Source organism: Inquilinus sp. 2KB_23 (assembly GCF_052115705.1).
Lineage (GTDB): Bacteria > Pseudomonadota > Alphaproteobacteria > DSM-16000 > Inquilinaceae > Inquilinus > Inquilinus ginsengisoli_A.
Window position 1 is genome coordinate 236,599 of record NZ_JBFRHF010000003.1, and the last position, 18,866, is coordinate 255,464.

The 18,866-nt window shown below is 72.5% G+C and carries 6 protein-coding genes; 2 read left to right on the forward strand and 4 right to left on the reverse strand.

Going from position 1 to position 18,866, the window contains the following annotated elements; translation table 11 throughout:
• Positions 1-8: 8 nt before the first annotated feature.
• Positions 9-3,104 carry an efflux RND transporter permease subunit gene (locus AB4112_RS05325; protein WP_441717577.1) on the forward strand — a complete coding sequence of 1,032 codons (3,096 nt, stop codon included), beginning with the start codon at positions 9-11 and terminating at the stop codon, positions 3,102-3,104.
• Positions 3,105-3,108: 4 nt separating this feature from the next.
• Here AB4112_RS05325 and AB4112_RS05330 read toward each other — a convergent pair whose 3' ends face one another.
• A complete protein-coding gene (locus AB4112_RS05330; protein ID WP_441717579.1) occupies positions 3,109-4,023 on the reverse strand; it encodes a LysR family transcriptional regulator in 915 nt (304 codons plus the stop codon).
• A gap of 127 nt (positions 4,024-4,150) precedes the next feature.
• Between AB4112_RS05330 and AB4112_RS05335 the strand changes: the two genes are divergently transcribed.
• Complete coding sequence (locus AB4112_RS05335) at positions 4,151-5,155, forward strand: zinc-dependent alcohol dehydrogenase family protein (RefSeq protein ID WP_441717581.1); 1,005 nt, start codon at positions 4,151-4,153, stop codon at positions 5,153-5,155.
• A 136-nt stretch (positions 5,156-5,291) separates the two neighbouring features.
• Here AB4112_RS05335 and AB4112_RS05340 read toward each other — a convergent pair whose 3' ends face one another.
• The 3 genes from AB4112_RS05340 to AB4112_RS05350 form a co-directional block, all read right to left on the reverse strand.
• Positions 5,292-7,559 (reverse strand): transglycosylase domain-containing protein, encoded by a 2,268-nt coding sequence (locus AB4112_RS05340; RefSeq protein ID WP_441717583.1) that lies wholly within the window; start codon positions 7,557-7,559, stop codon positions 5,292-5,294.
• 223 nt (positions 7,560-7,782) lie between these two features.
• Positions 7,783-13,539, reverse strand: coding sequence for an alpha-2-macroglobulin (locus tag AB4112_RS05345; RefSeq protein ID WP_441717585.1), 5,757 nt, complete (start codon positions 13,537-13,539; stop codon positions 7,783-7,785).
• Complete coding sequence (locus AB4112_RS05350; protein WP_441717587.1) at positions 13,539-18,680, reverse strand: hypothetical protein; 5,142 nt, start codon at positions 18,678-18,680, stop codon at positions 13,539-13,541. The genes AB4112_RS05345 and AB4112_RS05350 overlap by 1 nt, the downstream gene beginning before the upstream one ends.
• Positions 18,681-18,866: the final 186 nt, after the last annotated feature.

Here is an 18,866-nt window from a genome sequence, read left to right on the forward strand (position 1 = left end):
CGCGCGCCATGAACATCACCGAGATCTTCATCCGGCGCCCGGTGCTGTCGCTGGTGGTCAGCCTGCTGATCGTGGTGATCGGCTACCAGTCCTTCAACTCACTCGCCATCCGCCAGTACCCCAAGACCGAGAATGCGGTGGTGACCGTCACCACCACCTATTTCGGCGCCGACCCCGACGTGGTGGCCGGCTTCATCACCACGCCGCTGGAAAACGCCATCTCCCAGGCGAACGGCATCGACTACATGACGTCGACCAGCACCAGCGGCACCTCGATCATCACCGTCAACCTGCTGCTGAACTACAATTCCGACGCGGCGGTGACCGAGATCAACACCAAGGTCAATTCGGTCATCAACCAGCTGCCGCCCGCGGCGCAGCAGCCGACCATCACCCTGGCGGTCGGGCAGACCATCGACGCCATGTATATCGGCTTCAACAGCGACCTGCTGGCGGCGAACCAGATCACCGACTACCTCACCCGCGTGGTGCAGCCCAAGCTGCAGGCGGTGCAGGGGGTGCAGACCGCGGAGATCCTGGGCCCCAAGATCTTCGCGCTGCGGGTCTGGCTCGACCCCGACAAGCTCGCCTCCTACGGGTTGACCGCCGCCGACGTCAACACCGCGCTGAACGCCAACAACTTCATCTCGGGCGTCGGCAACACCAAGGGGACGATGACCCAGATCACGCTGACCGCGACCACGGACCTGCACGATGTCGAGCAGTTCCGGAACCTCGTGGTCAAGCAGGTGAACGGCGCGGTGATCCGGCTGAAGGATGTCGGCAATGTCGTGCTCGGCGCCCAGGACTACGAAAGCCAGTCCAGCTTCGACGGCAAGCCCGGCGTGTTCATGGGCATCCAGGTGGCGCCGACCGCGAACCTGCTCGACGTCGTCGCCGGCGTGAACGCCGCGATGCCGGCGATCAAGGCCCAGCTGCCGAACGGTCTGAACGCCGCGGTGATCTACGATTCCAGCGCCTTCGTCAGCAGCTCGATCACCGAGGTCGTGACCAGCCTGGTCGAGGCGCTGGCGATCGTGATCTTCGTGGTCTTCGCCTTCCTCGGCTCGCCGCGCTCGGTGTTCATCCCGATCGTGGCGATCCCGCTGTCGCTGGTCGGCACCTTCGCGATGATGCTGGTGTTCGGCTTCTCCATCAACCTCTTGACCCTGCTGGCGCTGGTGCTGGCGATCGGGCTGGTGGTCGACGACGCGATCATCGTGGTCGAGAACGTCAACCGGCACATCGAGGAGGGGGCGAAACCCATGCAGGCGGCGCTCGACGCCGCGCATGAGCTGGTCGGGCCGATCATCGCCATGACCATCGTGCTGGTCGCGGTCTATGTCCCGATCGGCTTCCAGGGCGGCCTGACCGGCGCGCTGTTCACCGAATTCGCCTTCACCCTGGTCGGCGCCGTCACCGTGTCGATGATCATCGCGCTGACCCTGACGCCGATGATGTGCTCGCGCATCCTGAAGGCCCATCTGGCGGACCGCAGCGGCTGGGAGGAGCGGCTGCAGGACTTCATCGACCGGCGCTTCAACGAGCTGCTGCGCCCCTACAAATACCTGCTGCACGGCAGCCTGAACACGGTGCCGGTGACGCTGGTCTTCGCCGCCATCGTGCTGGGCAGCATCTACTTCCTCTATGCCGGGGCGCAGAGCGAGCTGGCGCCGAGCGAGGACCAGGGCGCCGTGCTGGTGTCGACCACCAACCCGCCGCAGGCGACGCTGGAGCAGAAGGTCGCGAACTCCGCCCAGGTCGCCGCCGCGATGCGGACCTATCCCGAGGTCGACCACACCCTCACCATCGATGCCCCCTCGACCTCGATCGCGATCGAGGTGTTCAAGCCCTGGGACCAGCGGACCCGGAACGCCGCCGTGCTGCAGCCCCTGCTGCAGGCGGATGTCGGCAAGATCGCCGCGTCCCAGAGCGTGGCGTTCCAGCTGCCGCCGCTGCCGGGCAGCAACGGCCTGCCGATCCAGTTCGTGATCGGCACCACCAATGGGTTCGAGGAGCTGAACGAGGTCTCCGACGCTTTCCTGCAGGCGGCCCTGAAGTCCGGCCAGTTCATCTTCCTGAACAAGGACCTGCAGATCGACAAGCCGCAGGACGCGATCGTGATCGACCGCGACAAGGCGGCCCAGCTGAACCTGACCATGAGCGATGTCGGCAACGCGCTGGCCACCATCCTGGGCGGTGGGTTCGTCAATTACTTCAGCATCGACGGCCGGTCCTACCAGGTGATCCCGCAGGTGCAGCAGCGCTCGCGCCTCAACAGCGCCCAGATCCTGGACTACCCGATCGCGGTGGTGAACGGCACCCAGATCCCGCTCTCGGCCATCGCCACCATCAAGTCGGAGGCGGCGCCGCGCTCGATCGCCCATTTCCAGCAGCTCAACTCGGCGACCATCCAGGGCGTCGCGGCCCCGGGCGTCGACCAGGGCACCGCCCTGGCCACGCTGCAGACTCTGGCCGCCCAGACGCTGCCGCAGGGCTATTCGGTGGATTACGGCGGCCTGTCGCGGCAGACCGTCCAGGAATCCAGCGGCATCGTGCAGATGTTCGCCCTGGCGCTGATCATCATCTTCCTGGCGCTGGCGGCCCAGTTCAACAGCTTCCGCGACCCGCTGATCATCCTGGTCTCGGTGCCGATGTCGATCGCCGGCGCGCTGGCCTTCATCAGCGTCGGCGTCGGCGGCGCCACCATGAACATCTACACCGAGGTCGGGCTGGTGACGCTGATGGGGCTGATCTCCAAGCACGGCATCCTGATCGTCGAGGTCGCCAACGGCCTGCAGAAGGCGGGCAAGACCAAGCGCGAGGCGATCGAAGGCGCCGCCGCCATCCGGCTGCGCCCGATCCTGATGACCACCGGCGCCATGGTGCTGGGCGTGGTGCCGCTCATCATGGCGTCCGGGGCCGGGGCGGTGTCGCGCTTCAACATGGGGCTGGTCATCGCCAGCGGCCTGGCCATCGGCACGCTGTTCACCCTGTTCGTGGTGCCGGCGGTCTACATGCTGATCGCGGCGAAGCATCAAACCGAGGCCGCGCCGGAACCGCATCCGGCACCGAGCCCGGCCCCCGATCCAACCAGGGCGTGACCGCTCAGGCCGGCCCGGCGTCCAGCATCGCGGGCAGCCGGGCCGCCAGCGCGTCGATGGCCGCGCGGGTCTTCGACGGCAGGTGCCGGCTCTGCGGCCACAGGGCATGGACATCGAAGACGAAGCCCGGGCGGTCCGCGAACAGCTGCACCAGGGTGCCGTCCCACAGCCGGTCGGCGATCTGCCAGTACGGCAGCCAGGTGATCCCGGCGCCGCCGGCCGCGGCGTCGGCGATCGCCTCCAGGTCGTCGAAGCGGACCCGGCCGTCCAGCGCCAGGTCCCGCATCTGCCCGTCCGGCTCGGGAAAGCGCCAGGCCGCGAGCCGTCCCGCCCGGCCATAGACCAGAAGCTCATGGGCGGCCAAGTCCTCCAGACTGCTCGGCGTCCCGTGCCGGTCCAGATAGGCAGGGGCGGCGCAGACCGCCATGGCCATGCGCCCGACCCGCCGCGCCGCCAGGCCGGCGACGTCCGGCAACGGGCCGGTGCGGACCGCGAGGTCGATGCCGTCCTCCACCAGATCGGCCGGGCGGTCGGTGAAGGACAGCTCCAGCTGCAGAGTCGGGTGCTGGCGAACCAGGTCGAGCAGAACCGGCGCGACGCAATGGCGGCCGACCAGCAGCGGCGCCGTGACCTTCAGCCGGCCCGCCGGCGTCGCACGGCCGGTGTCGATGTCGGCTTCCGCCGTCTCCAGTTCGGCCAGCACGCGCCGGCAGCGCTCGAAATAGGCCTGGCCGGCCTCGGTCAGGCTCTGGCTGCGGGTGGTGCGGTGGAACAGGCGGGTGCCCAGCCGGTCCTCCAGCCGTGCGATGCTCTTGCCGACCGCGGAGCGGGACAGGCCGACGCGCTCCGCCGCCAGGGCGAAGCTGCCGGCCTCCGCCACCTGGACGAAGAGGCTGATGCCGTTGAGGCGATCGATCATCGCAGGGCTCGATTGGTTCGTTCCATTCCACAGTAATGGGAAATATCGGCAGCACTGGAGAGAAAATGCCTCGCCTATGGTTGAAGCGGCCCGATTTGGGTCAGGCAAGAACCTGACGAGCACGAGCATGAAACGGTGGCAGATGTCCCGGCTGGGACGCGACGGCCTGAGCCTGGTCGACGCGGCGATCCCGCGGCCGGGGCCGGGCGAGATCCTGGTCAAGGTCGGGGCGGTGTCGCTGAACCACCGCGACAAGCTGGTGGTCGAGAGCGGCATGGGCATGACGCTGGACTTTCCGCTCACACCCGGCTCGGACATGGCCGGGACGGTGGTCGAGGCCGGCGCCGGCGTGTCCCGCTTCGCCACCGGCGACCGCGTGCTCGGCACCTTCTGGCCGGGCTGGATCGATGGCCTCGCCAGCGGTCCGCGGGCGGCGCTGGGCGGGCCGCTGCCGGGCGTGCTGTCGGAATATCTGGTGCTGCCGCAGGATTGGGCGGTGGCAGCGCCGCGCCGACTGGATGACGCGGCCGCCAGCACGCTGCCCTGCGCCGGGCTGACCGCCTGGTTCGCGCTGGTCGAGACCGGCGGCCTGAAGGCCGGCCAGACCGTGGTGGCGCAGGGCACCGGCGGGGTGGCGCTGTTCGGCGTGCAGATCGCCCGCGCCCATGGCGCCGAGGCGATCGCGATCTCCGGCGACCCTGCCAAGCTGGAGCGGGCGCGGGTCCTGGGCGCGACCCACGGCATCGACCGTCACGCCACACCCGACTGGGGGCGGGTGGTGCGCGAGGTGACCGGCGGCCGCGGCGCCGACCATGTGCTCGAGCTGGTGGGTGGCGCCAACATGGCGCAGACGGCGGAGGCGCTGGCCCAGGGCGGCCGCGTCGCCCTGATCGGGCTGCTGGACGGGCTCAACTTCACCGCCCCGACCGTGCCCGTGATGATGAAGCAGGCGGTGATCCAGGGGATCTCGGTCGGCCACCGGCGGGGGCTGGAGGACCTGGTCCGCGCCGTCGACGGCACCGGCCTGGCCCCGGTGATCGACGCCGAATACGCCTTCACCGACCTGCCGGCCGCGCTCGACCATCTCGACCGCGGACCATTCGGCAAGATCGTGGTTCGGGTGGATGGGTAGGGGGCTCGCCCCCGCCCCCTTCACTGTCATTGCCCGGCTTGACCGGGCAATCCAGGGGCCATCAAGAACCGCTCTGGCCGCCCCTGGATGCCACGGTCAAGCCGTGGCATGACAAAAGAGAGAACGCCCTCTCGGCCTATTCCACCACGATCCGCACCGGCCGTGACTCGCCGTCCTGCAGCGGCAGGCGGATCTGGAAGCGGTGGGCGCCGGGGGACAGCGGCCAGTAGACCGTCTCGTCCCCGCGCGCCGTGCGGAAGGGCAGGCCGTCGACATACCACACGATCTGCGAGACCCCGGGCGCCGAGGCCTTCAGGGCCAGGCGGTCGAGCGCCGGCGGCATCTCCGGGTTGCGCCAGATCCGGGCGTTCTGCTCCGGCATGGTGATCGACAGGCGCGGCGGCTCGGCGGAGCCGATGCCGGGGCCGCCGGCCTGGGGCTGGGCCACGGCCGGGATCAGCGCCGGCGCGGCCGCATCCGCCTTCACCCATTCGACCAGGCGCTGGCGGCAGAAGGCGGGGGCGGGGCCGCCGGCCGGGACGCACAGCTCGACCGGCTTGTAGGCCCGCGGCACCGGAAAGCTGGCGTCCAGCAGGTCGCCCGGCCGGGCGCCGTGCAGGCCCAGCAGCACGTCCTGCGCCAGCTTGGCGGCGGAGCCGGCGCCGGCGACCTGGCGCATGGTCCCGGCATCCGGCCGGCCGAACCAGACCCCGACCATGTAGTCCTGCGACCAGGCCACCACCCAGGCGTCGCGGTACCCTTGGGACGTGCCGGTCTTCAGCGCCACCGGGAAGGGGAATTCGGTGGTGCCGTAGCGCGGGAAGCTGGGCAGCCGGGCCATCGGGTCGGACAGGAACAGCGTGACCAGCCGGGCGATGTCGGGCGACAGCACCCGGCGCGGCGCCGCCTGGGCCTGGCCGCGATACCAGCTGAGGTCGCGCAGGATCCCGTCATCGGCCAGGGCGCCATAGGCCCGCAGCAGCTTGTCCAGGCTGGTCGGCAGCGACCCGATCGCCATCGACAGGCCGAAATTCTCGGCCGGGACGTCCAGGTCGTGCAGCCCGAGGTCGCGGAAGAAGCGGAAGCCGCTGTCCAGCCCCACCCGGCGCAGCAGGTTGGTGGCCGGGATGTTGCGCGAATTGGCCAGCGCCTGGCGCGGCAGCACCGGCCCGAGGAAGCTGCGGTCGGCGTTGGAGATGCCGGACGCGCCCTCGGGCATGTCGGCCATCACGTCGGTCGGGGACAACAGCGCGCGCTGCATCGCCAGGGCGTAGACGAAGGGCTTCAGCGTGCTGCCGGGCGACCGGATGGTGCGGCTGAAGTCGATCGACCCGCCGTTGGCGCCGCCGTAGCGGGCGCTACCGACATCGGCCAGCACCTCGCGGGTGTCGCGCCGGGCGACGATCACCGCCACCTGCTGCGCCCCCATCGGGCTGAGCGCCCGCAGCTGCCGCCGGGCCGCCGCGGTCACCGTCTCCTGGATATCGAGATCGAGCGTGGTGCGCAGCCGCGGATCGGTCGGGTCCAGCGCCTCGGCGCCGTCGCGCGCGATCATCTGGCGCAGCCGCAGGATGGCGGGCACCGCATCGGGCCGGCGCGGCGTCGGCGGCAGGCGCAGATCGGCCAGCTGGGCGGTGGCCAGGCTCAGCTCCTCGGGGCCGATCACGCCTTGCTGCGCCAGCTCGTCCAGCGCCCGCTGGCCGCGCTGCTTGGCCTTGGCCAGGCCCAGCGGGCGGCGTGGATTCATCGTGCCCGGCGCCTGCGGGATGGCAGAGAGCAGGGCGATCTCGGCCCAGCTCAGATCCGCCACCGGCTTGTCGAAATACCAGCGCGCGGCATGGGCGATGCCGTGGCTGCCATTGCCGTAGGGCACCAGGCGCAGGTAGTGGGCCAGCAGCGTCCTGCGGTCATAGCGCTGGGTCAGCACCAGCGCGGTGCCGGCCTCCACCGCCTTGGCCCACAGGGTGCGCGACCGCGGCTCCTGCATCCGGGCGATCTGCATGGCGATGGTCGAGGCGCCGGACCGCACCCGGCCGCCCTCGATGTTCTGCCACAGGGCGCGGGCGACGGCGCGGGGGTCGACGCCGGGATGGTCCCAGAACCGCCGGTCCTCCAGCGCCAGGGTGGCGCGCACCACGCGGTCGGGCAGGGGGTCGACGGTCCAGTAGCCGTAGTCGACGAAGCGCCGGCCGTCCTCGGTGCGCTCCTCATGCCCGATCTGGGCGACGAACCGGCCTTGCCGGTCGTAGAGGATCGGGGTCGGCGCCGGCGCCTCGAGATGCGCCCGCTGCGCCACCTGCATGGCGAACAGGCCGGAGACGGCGACGACCAGGGCCAGCGCGGCCCAGCCGATCCGCCGCCGCCAGGGGCGGCGGGGCGGGGTTGGTGGTGCGGGGGCGGCCATCTAAACCCGCCCCACCATCTTGTCCCCCCTCCCCCTGCGGGAGGGGGGTAGGGGGAGGGGGTTCTCTCCGCGAGAACCGGCGATCGCTCGCCACAAGCCTGTCTGGATGGTGGACGCGGAGCCCCGCCCATTCGCGCGCCGACGCGCGCAGACCCCTCCCCCTAACCCCCTCGGGGAGGGGGGACTATTTTTGAGGGGCGTGGCGGCCGCCATCATCCATGACTCACGGGCTGACGACGACACGGGCGCCGGCGCTGGCCCCATAAACACCCGCCCGGTACATCATCTCGGCCTCGCCCGGCGGCTGGATGAAGCTGCCCGCCACCTGCGCCCGCAGGCGGAAGCGCAGGGTCAGGGTGCCCTTGTCCAGCCGGTCGTAGAACACCCGGACCTCGTCGTCGCCATAGCTGGAATAGCTCGGCGGCGCCGACGGCCCGGCCGAAGGTGCTGCTTCCGCCGGCGCGGTCGCCAGGTTGGGGTTCAGCGGCTCGAAGCCGGCCGCGATCGGCAGCCGGATGGCGACCTGGGTCCGCGCCTCCGGGTTGATCAACTCGGCCACCTCCTCGACCACGTCGCCGGCGGAGACATGGATGGCGCCGTCCCCGCCCGGATCCAGCCGTTCCAGCGGGCCGTCGGCCGGCACGCGGTACAGCTGGCGCGACAGCACGAAGCCATCCTGCACCGCGGTCGCCGCCGATCCCGGGGCCTTGGGCAGCCAGCGGCTGTCGCCCAGCGCCACCACGGTCTGGCCGCCATGGTTGACCACGCCGATCGGCCCGCCCTGGTCGGTGGTCCAGCGCAGCACCGGGGTCTCGGCCTCCAGCGTGCCGGACTGCTCGCCCCCGGGCAGCGAGGCCGCCACCGGCACCGACCCGCTCGGCGCCACCCAGGCCGCGGCGAGGGCGCGCAGCGCCGCCGCATCGGCATTGGTGCTGCCCCAGCCAGAGCCGTCGCCGAGGCCGATCAGCCCGGTGCGCAGCAGGCCCAGCAGCGGGTCCTCCGGCGCGGCGCGGGTGACCGCCAGCATCACCTCCGACAGGGTGCGGGTCTCCGACGGCAGGATCATCGGGTCCGCCGGGCGGTCCTGCAGCCCGGCATAGACCGGCTTGCCGTCGCGCGACAGCAGCCGGACATTGGCCTTGACCTGGTCCAGCAGGGCCGAGACCTGGCGCGGATCGGCATCCGGCGCGGCGGCGACGATCGCCGTCACCTGGGCCAGCGATTCCAGCGGCAGCAGCGCCGCGCGGCGGCTCAGCTCCGCCACATAGGCCGGGTCCACATCCCCGCCCGCGGCCAGCGCGGCCAGGGCGGCGACCCGCTCGCGGATCTCCTCGCCATAGAGGAAGCGGGGATAATCCGACCGCAGCGCCTGCTTCAGCACCTGGGCCAGCCGGTCCTTCAGCGCCGGGTCGACGGTCTCGCCGGCCTGGGTCGCCTGGACCAGGAAGTAATAGGCGTAGGCGGTCAGGATCACCGACCCGCGCGACTTCGGCCAGAAGCCCACCAGGCCGTCGTCGTCGGTGTTGCGGCCGATGGTCAGGATGGTCTTCTGGACGTCGGCGGAGACGCGGTCGCTCAGCCCGGCCGCGGCCAGGATCGGGTCGAACGGCTTCAGCGCCAGCTCGGCCGAGGACAGGCCGATCACCTGCTCGGTGCAGCCGAAGGGATAGTCGGCCAGGGCGTTGAGGCCGGCGACCAGCCGCACCAGCGCCGGGTCGCCCGCCAGCACCACCGAGGCGGAGTAGGAGCCGGGGCGGACGTCGCCGGGTTCGGTCAGCAGGTCCTGCCGGGCGCCGGGCGCCAGCTCGACGATGCGGCGCTGGCGCAGCGGCGGCCGGTCGGGCCGGATCGGCAGCGCGATCTCGACCGCGTCGCCGGCCTTGTCGGCGTCGCGCTGCAGCAGCAGGCGCAGCTTGGCCGTGTCCTGGCCCGGCGCCGGGTCGGGCACCGAGACCGGGAAGGTGATCCGCGCCGGGTGGGCGCCGTCCCAGGCGAAGGCGCGGTCCTTCGACCCCTGGACGGTCAGCCCGTCGACGCTGATGCCCGCTCGGCCGGATCCGCCGGGGCCTTCGACCACGCGGCCGATCAGCCCGGCGTCGAAGCTGTCGCCCGGCCGCACGAAGCGGGGCAGGGCCGGCTGGGCCACGATCGGCTGGCGCACCTTGACCTCGCCGACGCCGAAGCCGAAGCGGTCGGCGCCGCTGGTGACCACGGCGCGCAGCTTGTAGACGGTCAGCGTGTCCGGCAGCTTGACCTTGACCTTGGCGGTGCCGTCCGGCCCGACCTGGACATGCGGCAGGTAGATCGGCACCGGGTTGAAGTTGCGGCGGACGGAGATGTTCTCCACCCCCCATTCATCGGTCGCCTCGTCGCCGCCGGGCACCTCCTCCAGCGGGATCACGCCGAACGCCATGTTGCGGGTGTCGCGCGCCGCCATCTTCGCCATGCGGGCGACGATGAACTTGGGCAGCGGGTCCAGCGGCTGTTCCCTGGCCAGGGACAGCACCGCCTGGTCGACCATCCAGAAGGTGGCCTCGCCCGACAGCGGCTTGCCCTTCAGGTCGGCCAGATGCAGCGTGACCTCGATCTCCTGCGCCGGCCGGGCGCTGGGCGGGGCGTCCAGCGTCACCGCGACCTGGTTCTCCACCGGGGTCACCTTGACCCAGGCGGTGGTCGCCAGCGTCACCGGCTTGCCCTGGTCGAACGGCGCGGTGGCGGCCTGCTCCGGCCCGGGCAGCCGCCCGCGCATGACCAGGAAGTTCACCGCCAGCCGGGGCAGCTGCTGCTTGCGGATCGGCACGGTGTAGCGGCCGAAGCCGTTGGTGATGTCGACCCAGTCGTAGCGGAACTGGCCCTCCGGCTCCTCCACCACGGCCAGGGCGCGGGCGGTCTGGAACGGGCTCTCGATCACCAGCGTCGCGGTCTCGCCCGGGGCGTAGGCATCCTTGTCGCTGGTGACGGTGACGTTCTGCCCCGGCGGCCGCGACCAGGTCACCGGCGTGTCGCCGGCGGCGAACAGGTCGACCTTGACCGACTGGGCGCGGCCGATCTTGTCGGCGGCCTCGATCGAGACGATGTAGACCCCGGCCTCCGGCAGGGCGAAGTGCAGTTTCTGGACGTCGGCGGTGGAGGTGACGCGGCGCTCCTCGACGGTGTCGTCGATGACCTGGGTGACGTATTTCGCCGATCCCTGGCTGAAGTCGCTGGCCTGCAGCACCGCGTTCCAGTTGCGGTGGATCAGCTTGACCGTCATCTCGACGCCGGCCAGCGGCTTGCCCGCGGCGTCGACCGCCAGGATCTCCGGGTCGATCGCATCCGCCTTGGGCAGGTAGCGCGGCACCTTCAGCCCCAGGGTGAAGGGCGGCAGCGCCACCACATGCTGGGTGCTGCGGATCTGCATGTCGTCGTCGCCGGTGACCGTGGCCTCGACCACGTAGCGGCGGGGCTGGGCGGTCGGCTCGATGGTCGGGTCCAGGGTGATCTGGGCCGACCCGCCGGCATCGGTCTTGCCGTCCTGCTGCAGCACCGGGGTCGAGCGGAACTCATGCTCGCCGGAGAAGCGGGAATCGCTGGAGAACTGGAAGCCCTCGCGGCCCGGCGGGGTCCAGCTGTAGGGGAACTGGGTCACCCGCCACTTGATCGGGCGGTCGGCCAGCAGGCCGCCGGCGAAGTAGCGGGCCAGCAGCGAGACCTGGATCTGGCTGTCGAGGGGTGCTGCATCCGGGCCGTTCAGCAGCACCTCGAAGGTCGGCAGCTTATAGGCCTCCTTCTTGAAGGCCACCTGGCCGCATTCGGTGCCGTCCTCATCGACGAAGCGGACGCTGTAGTCGCCCGTCGCCTCGGTGGTCTCGTCGAAGCGCTGGTAGAAGCCGCCATTGGCGTCCAGCGTCACCGGCAGGCGCCATTCCTGGTCGTCCGGCCCGTTGATCACCGCCTCGCCCTTGCCGCCGGCAAAGGACAGGGCGCCGCCGAGATAGGAGCGGACGAAGCCGCGGATCTCGACCGCCTCCTCCGGCCGGTAGATCGGCCGCTCGGTGAAGACATGGCACAGGGTCTGCGCCTGCTCGCGCCGCGCCGAGACGTCGCCGAAGCCCCAGGCCAGCCAGGGCTCCTCCGGCTTGGTCCAGATCTCCTGGGCGTATTCCTCCGGCCCCTGGTCGGGCTCCAGCACCAGCGTGTCGGTGCCCTTGGTCACGACGATGCGGCGGATCTCCGGCTCCTGGGCGTAGACGCCCTTCGGCGTCCACACGAAGCTGCCATCGGCCTGGGTGACGCCGCGCTGCAGGGTGACGAAGGCGTCGTCGCGCACGCCCTCCAGCCGGACCTCGGCGCCCTCGACCGGCTTGGCGGTGTTCAGCGAGGTGACGGCGAAGCGGATGCGCTGCGGCTCCTCCACCGTCGACAGGGTCAGGTCGGTGACCTGCAGCCGCAGCCAGCGCCGGCTGCCGCCATCCATCGGCCGCAGCCCGACCAGATAGGTGCCGGGCTGGTTGGCGCCGGCGATCTTCTGCAAGAGCGGCTTGAGGTCGAGGCCGAACTTGGCCGACACGCCGCCGCGCAGCGAGGGCAGGGGCACCAGCTCGGACACGGCGGGAGAGCCGAGGGCGGCGATGCGCTCGGCCATGGCGTCGCGGTCGATCTGCGCCGCGTCGCGCCAGGGCGACGGCTCGTTGCCGGCCAAAGGCGGCGCGGTGTCGTCGTCGGTGGTCAGCCCTTCCGGCGGGAACGGCCAGAAGTCGCGGCCCAGCGGGTCGATGCGGTGGATGCGGATGTCGGCGCGGTCATAGCCATGGCCGCGCAGCGGCACCATCTGCGGGCCGAACCGCTCGCTGATGCCCTGGCCGGCATCCCAGGCCAGCGCCGGCAGGTCGGGCGGGAACACGAAGCGGGCGGAGGTCGCGGCGCCGGACAGGGCGCGGCCGCGCACATCCTTCACGCTGCCGGGGTCGATCCGCAGGGTGTAGACCGTGTCGGGCAGGAAGCGGCCGGTCAGGGTCAGGTTGCGGCCGTCGGGCTCCAGCGCCAGGTCGTCGACCGCCGGGGTGATGCGGAACACGTCGCGGGCGCGGACCACGTCCAGCGCCTCGGGCTCGCTGGAGAAGCGCAGATGCAGCCGGCGCGGCCCGGGCGGCTGCGCCTCCTCGCCCTCATAGGCGGGGGGCGGGCTGCAGCGCAGCACGCCGTCCTGCAGGTCCTGCTGGAAGCTGCCGCCGCAGGCGGTGTCGGTGACGGTGAAGGGCGCGGCGCTGCGCAGTCGCAGCTCGAAGATCGGGTCGTCCAGCCCGGCGGCGTCCGACAGGCGCAGCCGCAGGATCGCCATCCGCCCGTCGGGAATCGGCTGGCGCAGGGTGACGACATAGCTCTGCTGGGCGCTGCGGTCGGCCCGCTCCAGCGCCTTGACCGTGAAGTCCTGCGCCGTCAGCTGCTGGCTGCCCTGGCCGTCAAAGCCGGGCAGGGGCCGCAGCTCGATGGTCAGCAGGCGGGTCAGGGCCTGGACGTCGACCGGGTCGGCGAAGGTCAGGCCGATGGTGTCGAGGTCGGCGATGCCGTCCGGCTGGTCGGCCGGGCTGGTGGCGACCGGGGTCGGCAGCAGCGGGATCAGCTCGGTGCTGCGGCCGGCGGAGGCGACGGTGACGCGGCGCAGCGGCTCCCACGGGTCGGCCGGGCGGAACTGCAGCACACGGGGGCCCAGCCACTGCCAGGCGCCGGCCTGGTCGGGCGACAGCGTGGCGTATTTCGCGGGATTGTCCTCCGGCCCGCCGGCGCGGGGGCCGGTGTCGCGGTCGAAGAACACCGTGATCGGGTCCCAGCGGCGCAGGAAGCGTTCCGGCACCACCTGGGCGCCGTCGGCGCGCTGCAGCTGGTCCAGCGGCACCGGCGCCGCGGCCGGCGACGGCGCGGTCTGCGCCAGGGCCGGCACGGCGAGGGTGGCGAGAAGGGCGAGGGCCAGGGGAAGGGCCGAGGGATGACGGGGGCGCATCACTTGCCTCTCACGCTGCTTGCGGCGGGGGCCAACCCGGCCAGGTCCAGATAGTCACGGATGACGTCCTCGGGCGGTCCGCTCGGCCGGGCCTTGATCCCGACCACGGCCGGCCGCACCAGGCTGGCCGGCGCGTCGGGCGGCACCCGCACCTCGACCAGGTAGCGGCCAGGGGCCAGATGGCGCATCTGCACCACCCCGTCGCCCAGCGGCTGGCCCTGGGCGTCGAGCAGCCGCACGGACACCCGGTCGGGTTCGGCGCGGATGCCGATGCCGATGTCGCTGTCCTTCTCGACGGTGAAGCCGAACAGCCCGGTGCCGCCGGACGCGACGGTGACGGGGTCGCCGACGCCTTCGGCCAGCGGCACGATCGGCGTGGCGACCAGCTCGATCGACCCCGACAGCGGCCCATCCTGCGGCGAGAACAGGTGCAGCAGCGACGCATCCTGGAGATAGCGGTGGAACTCGGCCCCAGCCGGGTACAGCACCGGCTCGTCGCCATCGGCGGCCAGGATCACCGGCGCGGTGGTGCGGGCGGTCAGCAGCGCGGGGGCGGCCGACCGGACCCGCAGGGTCATGGCCTCGCCGGCCAGGGGCAGGCTTCCCGGCAGCGGCGCGTCCTGCAGCTCCGGCTGCGGCCACGGCCCGTACTCGTTGGCCTCGCGCCACACCGCGACCAGCCCGGCGTCGTGGTGCAGCACCACGGTTCCGGGCCCGGTCAGCTGGATCCGGTGGCCGCGGGTGACCTTGCCGTCGCGGCCGATCACGGTGGCGTCGGCGGCCCCAGCCACGACCAGGCGGTGGCCGGGGCCGGTGTCGGCCGGCAGCTGCAGCAGCACCATGCCCTCGGCGCCGTAGAAGCGCTTCAGCATGCCGTCGAAGGCCGGCGCGGGCCCCGGGATCTGCGACAGCGCGACCGGCGCCGGCACCGTCCCGGTGTTGATCAGCAAAACCTCGGTCCAGTCGCTGTCCAGCGACCAGCTGGCCGGCGCGGCGCCGGCCCAGGCGGTGACGGCGTCGCGGTTGTCCTGGCGCAGGGCGAGGGCGGCGACGCCGGCCGGCAGGTCCAGCCGCAGCCGCTTCGGCCCGGCGGGCAGGATCACCGGCAGCACCGTGCCGGGGGCCAGGGTCGCGGACAGGTCGGCCTCGGCGCGGCGCTCGGGGACCAGGGTCACGTCCAGCCCGGTCAGCTCCAGCCGCAGCGCCCCGGCACCGGCGGCGTTGCGCACGGTCAGCGGCGTGGCGGGTTCGGCCGCGGCGATGGCCTCGCCATCGGCCACGCCCATGCCGAAGCCGGCCTCCAGCCCGGGCTGGCCGTCGCCTGATCGCGCCAGCCACACCCGCAGCTTGTTGGTCTGCGCCACGGCCGGCAGCGTCGCGGTCTCGCCGGCGGCGAGGTCCAGCACGATGGTCTTCGACGGGTCGGCGGCCAGCGGCTGCAATGCCAGTTTGGCCGTCGGCGCGGCCCGGCTGAGCAGCCAGACCCGGTCGGATTGCGGCGCCAGCACGGTGCCGCCGAGCGGGCGCAGGGCGCGCCCGGGGACCGAGCCCTGCCACAGGGCGTCGGGCGCATCGTCGACCTGGCTCAGCCCGGCGCCCGGCGTCGCCACCAGCGCGGCGGCCAGGGTCTGCGGCAGGCCGTCCAGCGGCACCGCGGCCAGCACCACCGATCCGGCCTTCTGCGGCTGGGCGGTGACGATCCGGGCGGCGACCCGCACGGCCTCGCCGCCGCCATCGACGGTCCAGGTCGACAGGCGCCACGGCCGGCTGTCGTCGCCATCGGCCGGCACCGCGACCACGGGGGCCAGGCCCCGGTCGATCGCCACGCTAGTCCAGGCGCCGTCCTGACCCCGGCGCTCCAGCGCCAGCATCAGCTCGGCGGTCGAATGGGCCGCGGCGACCATCAGGCTGCCCGTGGCGGCCGCCGGCATGGCGAGGTGATGGACGGTCGGCCCCTTCAGCTCGGCCGTGCCGGTCGGCGCCGCGGCGGCGCCGGCGGTGTCGTCGGGCGGCAGCGACAGCCGCAGCTCGGTGGTGGGGCCCGACCCGTCGCCGGAACTGTCGAAGGAGTCCGAGCTTTCGGAATCGTCGGAGCTGTCGCTGGATTCATCGCTGCTGGTGGTCGTCGCCGCCTCGACCTGGGCGAGGTCGAGGCTGTAGCGGCCGGCCGGCAGGTATTGCGACACGGCGATGTTCCAGTCGCCGTCGCGGTCGTCGAAGCGGCCCAGCACCTGGCCCTCTGCGTCGCGCAGCGTGGCCTTGACGTCCAGGCCGCCGAAGCTGGTCAGGCTGACCACCCGGTCGGCGGCGATGCTGAACGGCACCGTCGCCGGCAGCGCGACGTTGCGCGGCGTGTCCGGCTGCAGGTCGTCGGTGTGCAGCGCCAGGGTGTAGTCCAGCCGGTCGTTGCGGCCCAGGCTGGTGGCCTCGACCCGATAGTGACCCGCCGGCAGCTCGGCCTCATAGGCGGCGGCGCTGCTGAAGCGGGCGACCGGCGGCGCGTCCGGCGTGTCCAGCCGGCGCAGGTCGGCGACCATGCCCTCGCCCAGGGTCAGGCTGGTCTTGGCCGGCCCCTCCAGGGCGAAGTCCCACTGGTCGGGCGTGCGGGGATCGCCGCGCCCTTCCGGCTCGCGCCACTGGAAGCTCTGCTCGGCATCGAAGGGCAAGGGGTGCGGGCCATGACCTTCCAGCGCCACCTCGGGCACGATCCGGGTCAGCCGGGCCACCACCTCGGTGTCGACCGCCTCGGGCAGGATCATCAGGCGGTAGCGGCCGGCGGCCAGGGTCTGCTCCAGGTCCGACAGGTCGCCGGCGGGCAGCAGCGGCCAGCCCTCGGCATCCTCCAGCCGGGCGGTGAAGCTGCGGTTCAGCCCCAGGATCTCCAGCCGGTAGTCGCCATCGGCCGGGATCTCGATCGGGAACAGAATGCCGCTGCCGGCGGGCAGGGCGGCGCGCACGCTGCCGGCCGGGACCAGGGCGGCGCCGCCCAGCATCGGGGTCGGGCGGGCGGTGATGCCGACGCGGCCAGCGGTGTCCTTCGACCCGACGGCGACGCGGTAGCGGCCGGCGCGCAGATACTGCTGCAGCAGCATGTTCTGGCCGGCGCCATTGGCCGCGGCGTCGCCGAGCGAGGCGATGAAGGCGGTGGCGATCGACCCCGTGGTGCTCAGCCGGCCCAGCGTCTCGACCCGGTACAGCCCGCCCTCGGCGACATCGAGGGTGAAGCTGCGCTGGGTGTCGCGGCCGAGGTCGAAGAAGAACGGCTTGGTCGCCTCCAGCCGGGTCAGGGCCGGCAGCGGCGTCACCACCGGGTTCGCCACCGGCGCCTCCGGCAGGCGCCAGGACAGGATGGTGTTGCGCGGCTGGTCGGGCGGCGGCAGTTGCAGCGTCACCGACCCGTCGGCGGCCGGCTTGGGCTGCGGCAGCGCCAGGGCGCCGCCGCCGACCACGGTGGCGACCAGCGTGCCCTCGTCCGGGTGGCGCAGCGGCACGGTGACCGCCTCGCCCGCCGCCTGGGTCACGGTCAGCGGCCCCTGCGCCAGGTCGGGCGGCGAAGACCGGGCCGACAGCCCGGCCGAGGTGCCGGGGCCGCCGTTCTGGACCAGGTAGAAGGTCTGGCCGGACGCCACGGTGCGCCGCCCGAAGGCCACCACGGGCGCCGCCGGCTGGATCGGCTTTGGGTCGGGCGGCACCACCCCCGGCGGCCCGACGGTGAGATCGAGGATGCCGCTGGCGCTGTCCACCGGGTCCAGCCGCAGCAGGTACCAGCCGGCCGCCAGGTCCCACACCTGCGGCGCCGCGCCGTTGGTGCGGGCGGGCAGGGGCGACCCGTTGGGATAGGTGATCGCCGGCTTGATGGTCGGGCCGTCGCTGCGCACCGTGACCGGGCCGGGCGCGGTGACCTGCAGCAGCAGCGTGCTGGCGCCGCGCAGGTTGAAGCGCTGGCGCCAGGCCAGGCCGGGCCCGATCTGCGGCGCGTTGCTGGCGACGGTGATGCTGGGCTTGTCGGCGCCGTCGGAGCGGATCACCGCCAGGGTGGAGGGCAGTTCGTCGCCGCCGAAGCCGATGGTCGGGGCGGACAGCCACCAATCCCCGGCCTGCGACAGCTCGCGGCTGCCCGGGGTCTCGATCGCGCGCAGCTGGAAGGCCTGGCCGGCGGCGCCGGTCACCTCCAGCACGCGGTCGCCGGTGCTCTGCGCCCCCGCCGACAGCGACACCGTCGGCTCGCGGCTCTTGCGGTCGATGCCGGCGCCGGATTGGGCGTTGATGCCGTCATACAGGCGCAGGCCGGCCGGCGCGGCCGCCGGCAGGTCCAGCCGGTAGGTCGTGGCGGCATTGCCGATGCGGTACAGGTCGCGGCCGAACGGGCCGATGGTGCCGCCGATCCAGCCGGCGGCCAGGGCGTCGGAGGCGCCGAAGCGGATGTGGAAGGGCTGCTCGGTCTTGCCGTCGGCCCACACCGCGGCGGGGCCGCCATAGGCGGTGACCAGATAGGCGCCGGGCTCCAGCGCGCCCTCGAAGACGATGTCGGTCATCGGGTGGCCCGCCACCGGCTCGGTGGTGCGCAGCCGGCCGGTCTGCGGCACCAGGTCTGTGCCGTTCAGCCAGAAGCGCAGATCGGCCAGGCCGCGGCCGGCGGCCTCCAGGCGCAGCGGCGCCGGGCCGTCGACCATCAACCAGTAGGACCGCTGCTGCAGGTCGGCCAGCTCGCCGCTCACCACCGCGCCGTCGCGCGGCCGCAGGCTGGGCGGCTGGTCGTCCTTGAACGGCGCCACCGACAGGGCGACCTCCCCCTCGGCCGCCTTGGCGCCGAACAGGCGCAGCTTGTAGGTGCCGACATCCAGCAGCGCGTCCAGCCGCCCGTCGGTGGCGCCGGCCTCGCCCGACGGCTCGGACGGGCCGGTCAGCATGTCGACCAGCTGCAGCGCCACGCCGCTCTGGCTGCGCACGCGGATCGAGAAGCGGCCGGGCTGCAGCACATGCAGCAGCGTGTCGTGCTGGCCGGCGGTGGGGAATTTGTCCTGGTCGATGGTCGCCGCCGCATCCGGGCGGGTGGGCAGCGCGGCGGGCTGCGCCCAGGCCTGCGGCACCATGAGGAAGACGACCAGGCTCAAGACCTGCGACCAGCGACCTGCATTCATGGCGTCTTCCCCCAGCCCCGTCCCGTCGGACTGCATCGACCGGGCAATTGTTTCAATAGGATTCGTGGCATTTCGATGATCTTCGCCGTGTTTTTCTTGGGCCTTCAGTATTTCGGGGGCGCCGGCATGCATTCGCCATGGGCGGCCGGCGCGTCCGTCCGGCTGCCCCCAAGCGAGTCGAAGGGG

Coding starts and splice junctions, on each gene's coding strand:
- AB4112_RS05325 (WP_441717577.1), top strand. CDS start 9: ATGAACATCACCGAGATCTTCATCCGGCGCCCGGTGCTGTCGCTGGTG.
- AB4112_RS05330 (WP_441717579.1), bottom strand. CDS start 4,023: ATGATCGATCGCCTCAACGGCATCAGCCTCTTCGTCCAGGTGGCGGAG.
- AB4112_RS05335 (WP_441717581.1), top strand. CDS start 4,151: ATGAAACGGTGGCAGATGTCCCGGCTGGGACGCGACGGCCTGAGCCTG.
- AB4112_RS05340 (WP_441717583.1), bottom strand. CDS start 7,559: ATGGCCGCCCCCGCACCACCAACCCCGCCCCGCCGCCCCTGGCGGCGG.
- AB4112_RS05345 (WP_441717585.1), bottom strand. CDS start 13,539: ATGCGCCCCCGTCATCCCTCGGCCCTTCCCCTGGCCCTCGCCCTTCTC.
- AB4112_RS05350 (WP_441717587.1), bottom strand. CDS start 18,680: ATGAATGCAGGTCGCTGGTCGCAGGTCTTGAGCCTGGTCGTCTTCCTC.